Genomic DNA, 15,110 nt, shown 5'->3' on the forward strand with positions numbered 1-15,110 from the left:
TTTGTTAAATCCGAGCAATATTAGATGAATGTTCCGATGCCTCCTGACTCTCCGATATGTCCGATAAATCGTCAGCGCGGGCCGGCGTGAATATCTCCGAGCCTATCGGCCGTTTAACCTCTACACCCAAAGCGCGGAAGCTCTCTATCTGCCCCAGCACGTTTCCTCTCCCCTGAGACAGGCGATTCACCGCCTGACGGTAGCTGCCCTGAGCTTTGTCCAGGCTGGCGCCTAATGCGGTCATATCGTCGACGAACAGCCGCATTTTGTCATACAGCTTCGCCGCCCGCTCGGCAATCAGCTGGGCGTTTTGGCTCTGGTGCTCATAGCGCCAAAGGTTGCTGATTGTTCTCAGAGCCACCAGCAGCGTCGTCGGGCTGACCAGCATGATATTATTTTGCAACGCCTCGCCAATCAACTCCGGCTGTCGGTCTATCGCCAGCAAAAATGCGGGCTCAACGGGAATAAACATTAGCACATAATCCAGAGAACGCAGCCCCGGTAGCTGATGATAGTCCTTTCGCCCAAGCTGACGGATATGGGAACGAATCGACGCGATGTGCTCGTGCAGCGCCTGCGTTCGCTCTTGCTCATCGTCGCTGTTAAAGTAGCGTTCATAGCTGACCAGCGACATTTTCGCATCGATAACTACGTCTTTATCCTGCGGCAAATGGACGATGACGTCCGGCTGCTGCCGGTTCCCGCCTTCACTTTGCATACTGACCTGAGTTTGGTACTCATAGCCTTCTCTAAGCCCTGAAGCCTCAAGCACGCGCCCCAGAACCACTTCGCCCCAGTTGCCCTGCGTTTTATTATCGCCTTTCAACGCATTGGTCAGGTTCAGCGCTTCTTTCGCCATCTGTGCGTTAAGCTGCTGGAGATTGCGGATCTCATGGGTCAGCGTATGACGTTCGCGCGCTTCCTGCCCGTAATTTTCCTGCACCTGACGGCGAAAACCGTCCAGCTGTTCGCTTAAAGGCAGTAAGAGCCTGTCTAAACTTTGCCTATTCTGTTCGTCTACCTTCCTGCCGCTTTGCTCAAAAATGCGGTTGGCCAGATTTTCAAACTGCACCGTTAGCCGCTGCTCGCTGTTAATCAACAGGCGCTGCTTTTCCTCAGCGGCGAATCGGGTCTCTTCAAGGCGGGTCGACATCTCCCGCAGTTCAACCTCAAGCGCGCTGTTGATGCCCTGTAGCCCGCGCAGCTCCTGATTAAGGCGTTCACATTCCTCATGCCACAGCGCCTGCTGCTGCGCCTTTTCCTGCGCGGCGGCCAGGCGCGCATACACCTCGCGCAGCTCTTCTTGCCCCGCCTGCAGCGCTTTTTGCGCCGACTCTTTTTCCCGCTTCAGCCCGTCCCTTTCGCTTTGAGCCTGTTCAAGCTGAGCCGCCTGTAGCTCTAGCTGCCCCTCCAGCCGCAGGCGCGCCCGCTGGTTAATCAGCATCGACACCAGGCCGGCGGCGATAAACCCCGCCAGCGCTGCGCCAATCACGATTGTTAAGCTGCTGTCCACCGAGCCTCCGGTTGATAATTTCACTGACTGTTTAAAGTAGGGATTAAAAGTAAGGAAATACTGTATGAATGTCCAGAATGATTTAAGCAACTCCGGAAGGTAACCCGCAGAGTGGGTACGTCAAAAGCGCAGATAGTGCATCGCCCACTGTAGGCCAAAGGCGCCCGGCGCCAGCATGGCGAATCCCCACAGCATGGCGGACAGCAGGTTGACGACCTGAAACGACCTTAGCGGCATATTACAGACCCCGGCAGCCAACGGCACCGTTGCCCTCAGCGGGCCGAAGAATCGTCCGACAAACACGCCCAGCGCGCCCCAACGTTCGAAAATACGCTGGCCGCGAAGCAGCAGATTAGGATCGCGAGAAAGTGGCCAAATGTGGGCAACGCTGTCCTTATAGCGCCAGCCGAACCAGTAAGAGACCCAGTCGCCAAAGAACGCACCGGCACTGGCTGCCAGCCACAGAGGCCAGAAGCCAATGCCGCTTTCGCCAATAATGGCACCGATGCCGATCAAAATGACGGTCGCCGGGACAAGCAAGGAGAGAAACGCGATGGATTCACCGAACGCCAGCGCAAAGACGATGGGCGGCCCCCAAGTCTGGTGGTCGCGCACAAAGTTCATGGTTACCTGAATAACGTGGTCAAGCGTCACGCAAAAAGCTCCGGCTGAATTCTGCTCACATTTAGCCGGAAAGGCCTTTGAAAAATCAACCCTCTTTTCGCTTTTATACGTAAGGCGCTCAAAACGCCCCTCGCCTTTACCCTGCCCGTGCGCATGTGCCTGCGAGGCTGTCTATTACCTCATCCTCGCCTAATGCGGGAAGCCGTATTACCACTCGCGTAAACCGTTCGGGTTCACTTTCAACGGTAATGCCGTAGTCATAGCCGTAGCGGGCCTTAATGCGCCTATCGACCAGATTCATGCCCAGCCCATCACCGTTTAAACGCGGCTGATACAGGCCTGCGTTGTCTTCCACCACCAGCACCAGCGCAGGGCGCCCCTGCGAACCGTCGCAGTACCCTCTGATGTTGATATGCCCTTCCGTCAGCATTTGCGACGTGCCGTGCTTAATGGCGTTTTCAACGATCGGCTGTAGCGAAAAGGCGGGTAATAAAAGAGGCTCAAGCTCGGTCGGGATATCAATATCCACCGTCAGGCGATCGGCAAAGCGCGCCTTTTCAATTTCCAAATAAGCGTTGATATGCTCCAGCTCGTCGCCCAGACTTACCTCGTCGTTGCTGCGCTTGAGGTTTTTACGAAAGAAGGTGGATAGCGAAAGTACCAGGCCGCGAGCCCGATCCGGATCCTTACGGATAACGGCTGACAGAGTATTAAGCGCGTTGAACAGAAAGTGCGGGTTCACCTGTGCGTGCAGCAGCTTTATTTCTGACTGAGAAAGCAGCTGCTTTTGGTTGTCCAGCGTTCCGGCCAGGATCTGCGCCGACAGCAGGTGGGCGATGCCTTCTCCCAGAGTGCGGTTAATAGAAGAGAAGAGCTTACTTTTCGGCTCATAAAGTTTAATCGTGCCGATAACCGTTTTCTCTGCGCCCCGCAGCGGAATGACTAACGTAGAGCCAAGCTTACAGTTTGGCGTGATTGAGCAGGCGTAGGGGACCTCGTTGCCGTCGGCGTACACCACCTGATTGTCCTCTATCGCTTTATGGGTGTAGTGAGACGTAATAGGCGTGCCCGGCAGGTGGTGGTCAGCGCCGATGCCGATAAAGGCCAGCAGCTTCTCCCTGTCGGTAATGGCGACGGCGCCGACTTCCAGCTCTTCATACAGTATTTGGGCCACCCGCATGCTGTTTTGCCGATCGAACCCGGCGCGCAGCACCCCCTCAGAACGGGCGGCGATTTGCAGCGCCTTCGCGGAAAAGGCCGTCGTATACTTTTCAAATATCGCTCGCCTGTCGAGTAAAATCCGCATAAACATCGCGGCGCCGATAGTATTGGTAATCATCATCGGCAGAGCGATATCGTTGACCAGATGAACCGCCTGAGAAAACGGCCTGGCGACCAGCAGAATAATCAACATCTGTAGTCCTTCCGCAAACAGCGTGATAGCGGCGACGATAAGCGGCTGAAACAGCAGATCCATGCGGTTATGGCGAATCAGGTAGCGGTGAAGCAGGCCGCCGACCAGCCCTTCGACGATGGTGGAGAGCATGCAGGCGGTCGCCGTCATGCCGCCCATGGAGTAGCGGTGCAATCCCCCCGTCAGGCCGACGAAAAAGCCGACGGAAGGGCCGCCGAGAACGCCGCCCAGCACCGCGCCCATTGCGCGCGTATTAGCGATGGAATCGTCGATCTGTAGGCCAAAGTAAGTCCCCATGATGCAGAACATGGAAAAGGTGAAGTAGCAAAGCAGCTTGTGCGGCAGCCTGATAGTGACCTGCATCAGAGGGATAAACAGCGGCGTTTTACTCAACAGGTAGGCAATCACCAGATACACGCACATCTGCTGCAGCAAAGAAAAAATGAGATCTATCTGACTGATATCCATAAGAGGTCATCTCTGGGCCGGGGACGGGAGGGAAGCAGCGCTATTGTAGCACTGCGTCATTAGAGGCAAAAGGTGGCTATATTAGGCTGATTTATATAAATAAAAAAAAAGCCAGCGCGTGGGCTGGCTAAAAATAAACACTGGAAGCAATGTGAGCAATGTCGTGCTTTCCCGGGGTGAGCATGTTGACCGCCCCTTGAAAACATGGAAATAATAATCATTATCAATATCGCCTGTAAAGCTCTTTTTTCTACAAAAACGAAGAAATTATGATTATTTTTATTTTCATATAAAAATCAATTAAATAAAAACAAAAAAGCGCAAAGATTAACCATGAAACTTGCGTGGAAATAAAACGCCGCCATAGTAAAAGAAACAGTCTCACTTTTTAGAGCCTATTGCGGAGGAAAACCCAATGGCAAGCGGATGGGCCGCCGACGGCGCCGTACAGGACCAAATTGACAGCACGATATCCGACGCCGTGGCTAAAGCACGGGCGCAGCTTCACGACGGTGAAAGCGCCATTTACTGTTTATCGTGCGGGGAAGAAATTCCTCAGGCGCGCCGGGATGCTCTTCCCGGCGTACGGTACTGCATCGCCTGCCAGCAGGAGCAGGACATCAAGAATCAGCACAGCGCCGGCTACAACCGACGCGGCAGTAAAGACAGCCAGTTAAGGTAACGGCCGGCTGGCTTTCAGAAATGTCCTCGCTGCGCCAGCGCCTGCGCGCAGGCCCATGCCGAGCTCCACGCCCACTGGAAGTTGTACCCGCCCAGCCAGCCGGTCACGTCCATCACTTCTCCGATGAAATAGAGACCGGGTACGTTAATCGCCTCCATCGTTTTGGACGACAGCGCCTTGGTATCGACTCCGCCCAGCGTCACTTCCGCCGTGCGGTAGCCTTCGGTGCCGTTTGGCTGAATGCGCCAGTCGGTCAACGCTTCGACAAGCGCCTGCTGCCTCGCGTTGGAAAGCTGGTTAAGCGCCATGTCGGGAACAACATCCTGTGCCTGTAGGCACTCTACCAGCCGCTTGGGCAGGCAGCGGGCCAGCGTATTTTTCACGCTCTGGTTGGGGTGCTCTTCACGCGATCGCTGAAAGAAATCCTCGACGTCAAGATCCGGCAGCAGGTTAATCGATACCGCTTCACCCGCCTGCCAGTAGCTGGAAATCTGCAGAATAGCCGGGCCGGACAGCCCCCTATGGGTAAACAGCAGGCTCTCCTTAAAGCTTGTGCCATCTTGCGCAGTCACCTGTACCGGTACAGAAACGCCCGCCAGCGCCTCCAACTGGGCCAATAGCGGCTTGTGCAGCGTAAAGGGCACCAGCCCCGCGCGCGTTGGCAAAACGGGGAGGCCGAACTTTTCCGCCAGACGATAGCCGAAAGGCGATGCGCCAAGCCCCGGCATCGACAGCCCACCGGTTGCGACCACCACCGCACCGGCTTCAATCTCGCCGCTGGCCAGGCGCAGCAGAAAGCCGTTCTCGGTCCGTTCTACGTCCAGAATTTCGCTGCGCATGCGAAAGGCAACGCCGCCTTTTTCGCATTCGCTTTGCAGCATATCGACAATCTCCTGCGCCGACGTGTCGCAAAACAACTGCCCCAGCGCTTTTTCGTGCCAGGCGATGCCGTAGCGGTTCACCAAATCAAGAAAGTCCCACTGGGTATAGCGCGCCAGCGCCGACTTGCAAAAATGCGGATTGTGCGACAGATAGGCAGTGTGATCGGCATACATATTCGTGAAGTTGCAGCGGCCGCCGCCGGACATCAGGATCTTACGGCCCGGCTTTTTGCCGTTGTCCACGACGGTCACCTTCAGGCCGGACTGGCCCGCCTGCGCGGCGCAAAAAAGCCCCGCGGCTCCGGCGCCAATAATGACTACATCCACTCGCTCTGCCACCTTCAACTCCCGTTTTTTTACCCGTACCCCAACGCTATCGCGTTTTGTCGCCGAATTGTAGCGATCCACCATGGTTGGCACCAGTCATGAAATAGTTTCTCAACATAACTAATTTATTTTTTGTTGCTCATTAATAGCAAAGATAACAATACGTTATCTTTGTAAAAGCCTGTAAATCCGCTAGCAGAAAAGAAAAAAAAGTGAATTTTCCCTTTTCCACCAACGCAATTCTGCTGATAATGCGCCCGTCCTCCCACTACTGACAGTTAGATTTATGCTAAACATTTTTGCAGGTCTAGAATTCCACACTGCCCTTATGCTGGGTCTCGCGTTACTTTTCGTTCTGTTTTATGAAGCCATCAACGGCTTTCACGATACAGCCAACGCGGTAGCGACCGTTATTTACACCCGTGCGATGCGCGAGCAGCTTGCCGTCGTTATGGCCGGGATATTCAACTTCCTCGGCGTCGTATTGGGCGGACTGAGCGTAGCCTACGCCATCGTCCACCTTCTGCCGACCGATCTTTTGCTCAACATTAACTCGACTCATGGCTTGGCCATGATGTTCTCAATCCTTCTGGCGGCGATCATTTGGAACTTAGGCACCTGGTACTTCGGTATTCCTGCCTCCAGTTCCCATACCCTGATCGGCTCCATTATCGGCATCGGCATCACCAACGCGATCGTCACCAGCACGTCTATCGTCGACGCGCTGAACATCCCCAAGATGCTGCAAATCTTCGCCTCTTTGATTTTGTCTCCGCTGGTGGGCCTGATTATCGCGGGCGCCATGATCTTCCTGCTGCGTCGCTTTTGGAGCGGCAACAAGAAGCGTCAGCGCATTCACTTGACCCCGGCGCAGCGTGAGAAAAAAGACGGCAAGCGTAAACCGCCGTTCTGGACTCGTATCATGCTGATCGTGTCCGCTATCGGCGTAAGCTTTTCGCACGGCGCTAACGACGGCCAAAAGGGTATCGGACTGCTAATGCTGGTGCTGATTGGCGTAGCGCCGGCCGGCTTCGTGGTAGATATGAGCGCCAGCGGCTATGACCTCGCCCGCACGCGCGACGCGCTGACTCACTTAGAGCAGTACTATGAGAAGCACCGTGAAGCTATCCCACACATCGTAGGCCAAGATAACGCCGCAGCGACCGCGCTGCCCGCCATTCCGTCAACGACGGAATACCACTGCGACAGCAGCCGCTCGCTTATCGCCATCGGCCACTCCAAGCAAATGCTGGAAGGCATTACCGGCTACGATCAGCTTCCCGCCGAGCAGCGCAGCCAGCTGCGCCGTTCACTGCTGTGCGTAGCCGACACGGCGGCCAAGGTCACCAAGCTGCCGGAAACCAGCGCACAGGATAAGCGTTACATCAAAGATCTGCGTACAGACCTGCTGATTACCGTTGAGTACGCGCCTATCTGGATCATCGTCTCCGTCGCTCTGGCGCTTGCGCTGGGCACCATGGTGGGCTGGCGCCGTGTCGCGGTAACCATCGGTGAAAAAATCGGTAAGAAAGGCATGACCTATGCACAGGGCGTATCGGCTCAGGTCACGGCGGCGGTGTCTATTGGCGTTGCCAGCTACACCGGCATGCCGGTTTCCACCACGCAGGTGCTTTCTTCCGCAGTCGCTGGCACCATGCTGGTTGACGGCGGCGGCGTTCAGGGCAAAACCGTGAAGAATATCTTCATGGCCTGGGTACTGACGCTACCGGCCACCATCGGCCTGTCTTCCCTCCTGTACTGGATTGCGCTTCAGATTATCTAATCGTCTGCGCTAATCCTCGCTATCAAAGGCTCGCTTCGGCGGGCCTTTGTTTTCGACTTGAATCGTGAAGTGTCACAATAATTAAACAATCGGCCACATAGCGGTAGCCAACAAACGCCCGTTATTTTATATTCATGGCGACGATGGGATTGTGCAATACCGTGATTGTTCAGTAAAAAGGCATTCACCCTGTGATCGACCTACCACTTTCATCGCACGTACTGATGCTATTATTTATTTAAAGAAGTTAGCGGATCCTACAGAAGGAGTTCTCTTATGGCATATAAACATATTCTGATTGCAGTTGACCTCTCCCCGGAAAGCAACGTTCTGGTAGAGAAAGCGGTATCAATGGCCCGTCCCTACGATGCAAAGGTTTCTCTGATCCACGTGGATGTCAATTACTCCGATCTGTACACCGGGCTGATTGATGTGAACATGGGCGATATGCAAAAGCGTGTGTCTGAAGAAACTCACGACGCGCTGACCGAGCTTGCGAAGAACGCGGGCTACCCTATCACCGAAACGCTGAGCGGAAGCGGAGATCTTGGCCAAGTGCTGGTTGACGCGATTAAGAAGTATGATGTCGATCTGGTGCTATGCGGCCACCATCAGGACTTCTGGAGCAAGCTAATGTCTTCAGCGCGCCAGCTGATTAATACCGTGCATATCGATATGCTGATCGTTCCGCTAAGGGACGAAGAATAATAATTAGACTTGAGTCGTTATAATAAAGCGCCCGCACCGCGGGCGTTTTTCATACATAAAAACAATTTTTGCCTTATTGTTTTCTTATAAAAAATTCGACCGTTTCGGCTAAGTTAATATATAAATAAACGACGTAATCGGCAGAGATATATACTACTACTTTCGTCAGTCATCGCTCTATATCTCTGTTAAATTAATTATAACCTCAATTTAACATCAAAATTCTCACACTAAATCAGAATATTAGAGTCCACAAAAAGAAAAGAAATCAGTTTCCTTAATTGCCGAAAGGCCGAGATAATAGGTTCTAATAATCCCCTTTAGCGCTTTAAATAATAAAAAAATCCTGCTAAAAAACCTTGCTATCTCACGGTTGGTTAGTGTTATAGTCGAAACGCACATACATCACATTCTCATGAAGCCCGCAATATTCATCGTTCTGAATAGCGTTTTTTCGTGGATGAAATAAAAAAATAAGATAGGAATGATATCAATGAGTCAATACAAAACCGTGGACGATTTTCTCCTCATGCTCCAAAAACGCGACGCTAATCAGCCAGAGTTCCTGCAGGCCGTACGCGAAGTGTTTTCATCTCTGTGGCCCTTTTTGCAGCAAAACCCACGCTATACCGAACAGGGGCTATTAGAGCGCTTAGTTGAGCCGGAGCGCGTCATTCAGTTTCGCGTTTCGTGGCTTGACGACCGGGGCGTCGTTCAGGTGAACCGCGCCTGGCGCGTTCAGTTCAGCTCGGCCATCGGGCCGTTCAAGGGCGGCATGCGCTTTCACCCGTCTGTCAATCTTTCCATCCTGAAGTTTCTGGGATTCGAACAAACCTTTAAGAACGCGCTGACCACGCTGCCCATGGGCGGCGGCAAAGGCGGTTCCGACTTCGATCCCAAGGGCAAGAGCAACGGTGAAATCATGCGCTTCTGTCAGGCGCTGATGACGGAGCTTTATCGCCACCTGGGGCCAGACACCGACGTACCGGCCGGCGACATCGGCGTTGGCGGGCGCGAAGTCGGCTATATGGCCGGCATGATGAAAAAATTGTCCAACAATACCGGCTGCGTCTTTACCGGCAAGGGCCTCTCCTTCGGCGGCAGCCTGATCCGCCCGGAAGCCACCGGCTACGGCCTGGTTTACTTTACCGAAGCAATGCTTAAGCGCCACGGCTCAGGCCTTGCAGGCAAACGCGTTTCCGTGTCCGGCTCGGGCAACGTATCGCAGTACACCATTGAAAAGGCAATGGAGCTGGGCGCCAAGGTGATCACCGCCTCTGACTCCGGCGGTTCCATCGTTGACGAAGAAGGCTTTACCACCGACAAGCTGGCTCACCTGATGGACATCAAGAACAGCCGCTATGGCCGCATCAAAGACTACGCCAACGAGCGTGGCCTGACCTATCTCGAAGGCCAGCGTCCGTGGTCCGTACCGGTCGACGTCGCTCTGCCGTGCGCCACGCAAAACGAACTGGAGCTGGCGGACGCCAAGCTTCTGATTCAAAACGGCGTACAGGCGGTTGCCGAAGGCGCCAACATGCCGACCACCATCGATGCGACCGACGCCCTGATAGCAGCTAACGTGCTGTTTGCGCCGGGTAAGGCGGCCAACGCCGGCGGCGTTGCCACTTCAGGCCTGGAGATGTCTCAAAACGCGGGCCGCATCAGTTGGAGAGCCGAGAAGGTCGACCTGCGCCTGCAGCACATCATGCACGACATCCATGAAGCCTGCGTCAACTACGGCGGCGACGCGGCACAGACCAACTACGTCAGCGGCGCCAACATCGCCGGCTTCGTGAAGGTCGCCGACGCCATGATGGGTCAGGGCGTGCTGTAATCACCATAAAAACGAGAACGGCGGCCAATGGCCGCCGCTCCTTTCTGACATCTTTCCCGATACTCACAGCCTACAGCGTAACGTATAAATCAAACCGATGGCTTTTCGTCCTGATTGACGCCGAAGGCGCTTTGTCCGCCAGCGGCGGCGCGTAGTCGGGCCGCTTGACCACTACCCTTCGTTTAGCAAGTCGACAGGCGGGTTCCAGCAGGCCGTCCGCATCGGCATCCTCCCCGACCAGCGACTGAAACACCCGCATCTCCTTTTTCACCAGCGCGCTTTTTTGGCGATGGGGAAACATCGGATCAAGATACACCACGTCCGGCGCGGGCGAGAGATGCTCAAGGTCGGTCAGGCTCGAGGCGTGCAGCAGCGTGAGCCGCTCTTTAAGCCAAGGGCCAATCTCTTCGTTTTTATAGGCTCGCCTGAGCCCGTCGTCCAGCAGGGCGGCCACCACCGGGTGACGTTCCAACATGCGCACCCGGCAGCCTACGGAGGCCAGTACGAACGCATCGCGCCCCAGCCCCGCCGTGGCGTCGACCACGTCGGGAAGATAGTCGCCCTTAATGCCGACGGCTTTGGCTACCGCTTCACCACGCCCGCCGCCGAACCGACGACGGTGGGCCATCGTGCCGGTAACGAAGTCGACGTAAATCGCGCCAAGCTTTGGTTCGTCGCGCTTTCGCAGCTCAAGGCGTTCGGACGTCAGCACCAGCGCTAACGGCGAACCTTCATCGCTCGAAAGCCCCCAGCGCTGCGCCAAAAGCGACAAGGCGCCGGGATCGGCGCCTGCTTCGTGAGTTAAAAAAACGGACACGGTTATCCTTTGATGCCGTAGTGGCGCAGCATGGCGTCCAGCGTCGGCGCGCGGCCGCGGAAGTTTTTAAACAGCGTCATCGGCTCATCGGATCCTCCCTGTGACAGGATGTTGTCCAGGAAGGCGTTGCCCGTTTCTGCGTTAAAAATGCCTTCTTCTTCAAAGCGAGAGAAGGCGTCCGCCGACAGCACTTCCGCCCACAGATAGCTGTAATACCCCGCCGCGTAGCCGCCGGCGAAGATGTGGCTAAAGGCGTGCGGGAAGCGGCCCCAGGCGGGTGAAGGCATCACCGCCACCCGCTTTTTCACCTCGGCCAGCGTTTCCATGATCTTCGCGCCGGTCTGAGGCTGATACTCGTAGTGCAAGCGGAAGTCGAACAGGCCGAACTCCAGCTGGCGAAGAATAAACAGCGCCGCCTGGTAGTTCTTCGCCGCCAGCATCTTATCCAGCATCGCCTGCGGCAGCGGCTCGCCGGTCTGATAGTGACCGGAGATAAAGGCCAGCGCCTCGGGCTGCCAGCACCAGTTTTCCATAAACTGGCTCGGCAGCTCGACCGCGTCCCACGGCACGCCGTTAATGCCGGAGACGCCGGCAGTGTCGATGCGGGTCAGCATGTGGTGAATGCCGTGGCCAAACTCATGGAACAGCGTGGTCACTTCATCGTGGGTGAACAGCGCCGGCTTGTCGCCGACCGGGCGGTTAAAGTTGCAGGTCAGATAGGCCACCGGCTTTTGCAGATGGCCGTCAGCGTAGCGCAGGCTGCCGATGCAGTCGTCCATCCAGGCGCCGCCGCGCTTGTGCTCGCGGGCGTACAGGTCCAGATAGAAGCTGCCCTTAAGCTCGCCCTTGGCGTCAAACAGATCGAAGAAACGCACTTCCGGATGCCAGACGTCAACGCCGGTACGCTCTTTGGCGGTAATGCCGAACACCCGCTTAACCACTTCGAACAGCCCTTCAACCACGCGCTGCTCGGGGAAGTAGGGGCGCAGCTGCTCGTCGCTGATGGAATACAGGTGCTGCTTTTGCTTTTCGCTGTAGTAGCTGACGTCCCACGGTTCCAGCTCGGTTTTGCCGAAGTGCTCTTTGGCGAAGGCGCGCAGATCCGCCAGCTCCTTTTCGCCCTGATTATGGGCGCGCTTGGCCAGGTCGTTTAGGAAGTCGAGCACCTGCTGCGGGTTCTCCGCCATTTTAGTCGCCAGCGACTTATCGGCATAGGTGTTAAAGCCGAGCAGCTGGGCCAGTTCGTGGCGCAGCGCCATAATTTCAGCCATGATCCCGCCGTTGTCCCATTTGCCGGCGTTCGGCCCCTGGTCGGAGGCGCGGGTGGTAAACGCCTGATACATTTCATAGCGCAGTTCACGGTTGTCGGCGTAGGTCATCACCGGCAGATAGCTCGGCATGTCCAGCGTCAGCAGCCAGCCTTCCTGCTCCTTGGCCGCCGCTCGCTCTTTGGCCGCGTCCAGCGCGCTTTCGGGCAGGCCCGCCAGTTCGTCGGCGGAAGTAATCAGCTTGCTCCAGCCCATGGTGGCGTCCAGCACGTTGTTGCTGTAGGTCGAACCCAGTTCCGACAGCCGGGCGACGATTTCGCCGTAGCGCTTTTGCTTCTCGGGCTCAAGGCCGATGCCTGACAGCTCAAAGTCGCGCAGCGCGTTGTCCACCGCCTTCTTCTGCGCCTTGCTCAGTTGAGAGAACGCCGCGCCCTGCTTGAGGTTGCGATAGGCGTCGTACAGCCCTTTGTGCTGCCCAACCCAAGTGCCGTACTCCGCCAGCATCGGCAGGCACTGCTCGTAGGCTTCGCGCAGTTCGGCGCTGTTTTTTACCGAATTCAGATGGCTTACCGGAGACCAGATTTTCCCCAAGCGATCGTCCATTTCCGCCAACGGCTGACACAGGTTCTCCCAGGTGAACGGCCCCGGCTGCGCAACAACGCGCTCAACCGCCGCCCGGCAGTCGTCCAGCGAGCTTTTCACGGCAGGGACGACGTCTTCAGGGCGAATAGAGGAAAACGGGGGCAGGGCCCAGGAGGTTAACAGCGGATTAGTCATAGCGGCGATCCTTGAATTTTGCAGATGGAAACAACATGGGGATCATTATGGTAGAAATCAACGGGGAGCGACAGCGATAGCTGAAATCGTTAATATTTTAAGAACGGTAAAAATACGCCGTTACAGCACCTGAAAATTTTCGTCGTCCGTAAACGAGCCATTACGTTCTACAAAAACGTTCATCGCCTCTATTCCCTCACGATTTTCTTCCTGCCAGCGTTCACACCTATATTGGTTAACGGCGGTGCTTAGCGTTTCATTGAGACTTTCCGGCGGGTTCATGTCACTCCTTTTTCGTACTAAGCTTTCGTCATTTAATTACCTATAAAACAACGCGGGGAAGCATATTTCCCTCCCAGCGAAACGCCTTATTTCCTATGCGCCGCCAGCGCCTTTCTTAAGAAATTGGCGGATTTAAGAGCGTCCTCTTCTGTCACGTCCTCATGAATATCCATTTCAAAGTAATATTCCTGAGCGTCGGGGTTTTCCATCTCCAACGTCAGAAAGAGATCCGCTTCTTGAGGATCGGTAAATTCTCTATCTAAATTAAACACAATTTCTACTACATGGCCTTCTTTTCTATCCGAAAACTTAATATCCATTTAATCATCCATAAATAACGTCGAAAGAAACGCCGCTATGCCAGTAGCTAAAAATTCCCGCTATTAGTAAACGGACGATTATACGACTCAAAACCACACGCCTGTTGTGCCGGGCGACGCAAACCGCGCCGCCCGGAAAAACAATCAATCAAAACGGTGGGTTAACGCGGCTCCAGGCAGTTTTCCTCCTTCCAGCCGTACAGCCACTCCATCCCCCGGTAGAAGTCCTGCTGGCCCTTCCCTTTCCACAGCAGGTTTCGCACCTGACGCTCGACGCCGTCGGCGTGATAGATCCGTCCCATCTCGCGGGTGGACCACACGATGCGCGCCGTACGCGGAATGCGCACCGACTGATAGAGTTCAAACGCCTTCACCGCGTCGCCGTCGCAGGCCTTTATGGCTTCGCCCAGCGTCACTGCGTCTTCCAGCGCCATGCACGCGCCCTGCGCCATGTATTGTGCGACGGGATGCGCGGCGTCGCCGAGCAGCGTGACGCGCCCGGTTCCCCAAGACGCAGCGGGCTCGCGATCGGCGGTCGCCCAGCGGCGCCACGAAGTCGGCTTGTCCAACATTTGTCTGGGGCGCGGGTGGATGCCTTCAAAGTAGGACAGCACTTCCTCTTTGCTGCCGTCGGTTACGCCCCACTCTTCCGGCTTACGGCTGTGGAACGTCACCACCAGATTATACTGGGCGCCGCCGCGCAGAGGGTAGTGCACTAGGTGGCAGCGAGGCCCGCCCCACAGCACCGGCGCGTTGATGCGCAGATCTTCCGGCATGTCGTCCTTATCCACCACCGCGCGGTAGACCACGTGCCCCGTCACCCTCGGTGAGTCGTTCAGCGTCTTAGCCCGAACGATGGATTTGCCGCCGTCGCAGCCGACCAGGACGTCGGCCCGGTAGCGGTTGCCCTGCTCGTCGATAACTTCAACGCCGTTCTCATACGTATGCAGGTCGACGACTCTGGTCGCGGTCTTATAGCTGACCAGCGGGTTTTTCAGCGCCGCCTGCCATACGGCATCGTGGATATCAACGCGGTGGATAACGGCATAGGGGCCGCCGAAGCGCGCCTGAAACTCAGGGCCGGTTTCCACCCGGACCACCTCTTTGCCGTCCACCGCGTCCATCATTGAGATATGGTCGGTAAACACCGCCCGCTGGCGAACGACTTCGCCAACGCCGAGGCTGTCAAGCGCGGAGAACGCGTTCGGTCCTAGCTGAATGCCGGCGCCGATTTCGCCGATTTCATGTGCCTGTTCCAGCAGCAGCACCTTAATGCCTACTTTGGCCAGCGCCAGCGCGGCGGCCGCGCCGCCAATGCCGCCGCCGACAACGATAGCTGTTTCTGTTTTGTTCACGATGGCTCCCCTTCATTTTTGTTATTTGTTAGCGTTATTCATTAACGCGGGTAA

General features: G+C 55.8%; 13 protein-coding genes. 4 read left to right on the forward strand and 9 right to left on the reverse strand.

Annotated features, from left to right (window positions below; translation table 11 throughout):
• Positions 1 to 4: 4 nt before the first annotated feature.
• The 3 genes from rmuC to G544_RS19950 all read right to left on the reverse strand — a co-directional run bounded on the left by rmuC (position 5) and on the right by G544_RS19950 (position 4,019).
• Positions 5 to 1,513 carry a DNA recombination protein RmuC gene (gene rmuC, locus G544_RS0104970; protein ID WP_027273572.1) on the reverse strand — a complete coding sequence of 503 codons (1,509 nt, stop codon included), beginning with the start codon at positions 1,511 to 1,513 and terminating at the stop codon, positions 5 to 7.
• Positions 1,514 to 1,633: 120 nt separating this feature from the next.
• Positions 1,634 to 2,167, reverse strand: a complete 534-nt coding sequence (locus G544_RS0104975) for a DedA family protein (RefSeq protein ID WP_027273573.1) — start codon at positions 2,165 to 2,167, stop codon at positions 1,634 to 1,636.
• A gap of 106 nt (positions 2,168 to 2,273) precedes the next feature.
• Positions 2,274 to 4,019 carry a sensor histidine kinase gene (locus tag G544_RS19950; RefSeq protein ID WP_051155576.1) on the reverse strand — a complete coding sequence of 582 codons (1,746 nt, stop codon included), beginning with the start codon at positions 4,017 to 4,019 and terminating at the stop codon, positions 2,274 to 2,276.
• 415 nt (positions 4,020 to 4,434) lie between these two features.
• On the opposite strand from G544_RS19950, the gene G544_RS0104985 reads away from it, so the two are divergent.
• Positions 4,435 to 4,701: a DksA/TraR family C4-type zinc finger protein gene (locus G544_RS0104985; protein ID WP_027273574.1), complete on the forward strand. Its 267-nt coding sequence runs from the start codon at positions 4,435 to 4,437 to the stop codon at positions 4,699 to 4,701.
• A gap of 14 nt (positions 4,702 to 4,715) precedes the next feature.
• Here G544_RS0104985 and G544_RS0104990 read toward each other — a convergent pair whose 3' ends face one another.
• The gene (locus G544_RS0104990) at positions 4,716 to 5,921 is read right to left on the reverse strand and encodes a BaiN/RdsA family NAD(P)/FAD-dependent oxidoreductase (RefSeq protein ID WP_036023454.1); all 1,206 of its coding nucleotides are present in this window, start codon (positions 5,919 to 5,921) and stop codon (positions 4,716 to 4,718) included.
• 274 nt (positions 5,922 to 6,195) lie between these two features.
• On the opposite strand from G544_RS0104990, the gene pitA reads away from it, so the two are divergent.
• From pitA to gdhA, 3 genes are all read left to right on the forward strand, one after another.
• A complete protein-coding gene (pitA, locus tag G544_RS0104995; RefSeq protein WP_027273576.1) occupies positions 6,196 to 7,692 on the forward strand; it encodes an inorganic phosphate transporter PitA in 1,497 nt (498 codons plus the stop codon).
• Between the two features lie 276 nt (positions 7,693 to 7,968).
• On the forward strand, positions 7,969 to 8,400 hold the full coding sequence (gene uspA, locus G544_RS0105000) for a universal stress protein UspA (RefSeq protein ID WP_027273577.1): 432 nt from the start codon (positions 7,969 to 7,971) through the stop codon (positions 8,398 to 8,400).
• A gap of 493 nt (positions 8,401 to 8,893) precedes the next feature.
• Entirely contained in the window at positions 8,894 to 10,237 is a 1,344-nt protein-coding gene (gdhA, locus tag G544_RS0105005; RefSeq protein WP_027273578.1) for an NADP-specific glutamate dehydrogenase, read from the forward strand.
• A 70-nt stretch (positions 10,238 to 10,307) separates the two neighbouring features.
• Here gdhA and rsmJ read toward each other — a convergent pair whose 3' ends face one another.
• From rsmJ to G544_RS0105030, 5 genes are all read right to left on the reverse strand, one after another.
• Positions 10,308 to 11,054, reverse strand: a complete 747-nt coding sequence (rsmJ, locus tag G544_RS0105010; protein WP_027273579.1) for a 16S rRNA (guanine(1516)-N(2))-methyltransferase RsmJ — start codon at positions 11,052 to 11,054, stop codon at positions 10,308 to 10,310.
• Positions 11,055 to 11,056: 2 nt separating this feature from the next.
• Positions 11,057 to 13,099 carry an oligopeptidase A gene (prlC, locus tag G544_RS0105015; protein WP_027273580.1) on the reverse strand — a complete coding sequence of 681 codons (2,043 nt, stop codon included), beginning with the start codon at positions 13,097 to 13,099 and terminating at the stop codon, positions 11,057 to 11,059.
• Positions 13,100 to 13,219: 120 nt separating this feature from the next.
• Positions 13,220 to 13,381 carry a type II toxin-antitoxin system CcdA family antitoxin gene (locus G544_RS21575; RefSeq protein WP_071783280.1) on the reverse strand — a complete coding sequence of 54 codons (162 nt, stop codon included), beginning with the start codon at positions 13,379 to 13,381 and terminating at the stop codon, positions 13,220 to 13,222.
• Positions 13,382 to 13,467: 86 nt separating this feature from the next.
• Complete coding sequence (locus G544_RS0105025; protein ID WP_027273581.1) at positions 13,468 to 13,701, reverse strand: hypothetical protein; 234 nt, start codon at positions 13,699 to 13,701, stop codon at positions 13,468 to 13,470.
• A gap of 161 nt (positions 13,702 to 13,862) precedes the next feature.
• Positions 13,863 to 15,056 (reverse strand): 3-hydroxybenzoate 6-monooxygenase, encoded by a 1,194-nt coding sequence (locus tag G544_RS0105030; protein ID WP_027273582.1) that lies wholly within the window; start codon positions 15,054 to 15,056, stop codon positions 13,863 to 13,865.
• Positions 15,057 to 15,110: the final 54 nt, after the last annotated feature.

The sequence above is a fragment of the Leminorella grimontii ATCC 33999 = DSM 5078 genome (assembly GCF_000439085.1).
Classification (GTDB): Bacteria; Pseudomonadota; Gammaproteobacteria; order Enterobacterales; family Enterobacteriaceae; genus Leminorella; species Leminorella grimontii.

What these genes read in the sequence shown, in the direction of transcription:
- G544_RS0105025 (WP_027273581.1), bottom strand. Translation starts at nt 13,701, where the DNA reads ATGGATATTAAGTTTTCGGATAGAAAAGAAGGCCATGTAGTAGAAATT.
- G544_RS19950 (WP_051155576.1), bottom strand. Translation starts at nt 4,019, where the DNA reads ATGGATATCAGTCAGATAGATCTCATTTTTTCTTTGCTGCAGCAGATG.
- uspA (WP_027273577.1), top strand. Translation starts at nt 7,969, where the DNA reads ATGGCATATAAACATATTCTGATTGCAGTTGACCTCTCCCCGGAAAGC.
- pitA (WP_027273576.1), top strand. Translation starts at nt 6,196, where the DNA reads ATGCTAAACATTTTTGCAGGTCTAGAATTCCACACTGCCCTTATGCTG.
- G544_RS21575 (WP_071783280.1), bottom strand. Translation starts at nt 13,381, where the DNA reads ATGAACCCGCCGGAAAGTCTCAATGAAACGCTAAGCACCGCCGTTAAC.
- G544_RS0104985 (WP_027273574.1), top strand. Translation starts at nt 4,435, where the DNA reads ATGGCAAGCGGATGGGCCGCCGACGGCGCCGTACAGGACCAAATTGAC.
- prlC (WP_027273580.1), bottom strand. Translation starts at nt 13,099, where the DNA reads ATGACTAATCCGCTGTTAACCTCCTGGGCCCTGCCCCCGTTTTCCTCT.
- gdhA (WP_027273578.1), top strand. Translation starts at nt 8,894, where the DNA reads ATGAGTCAATACAAAACCGTGGACGATTTTCTCCTCATGCTCCAAAAA.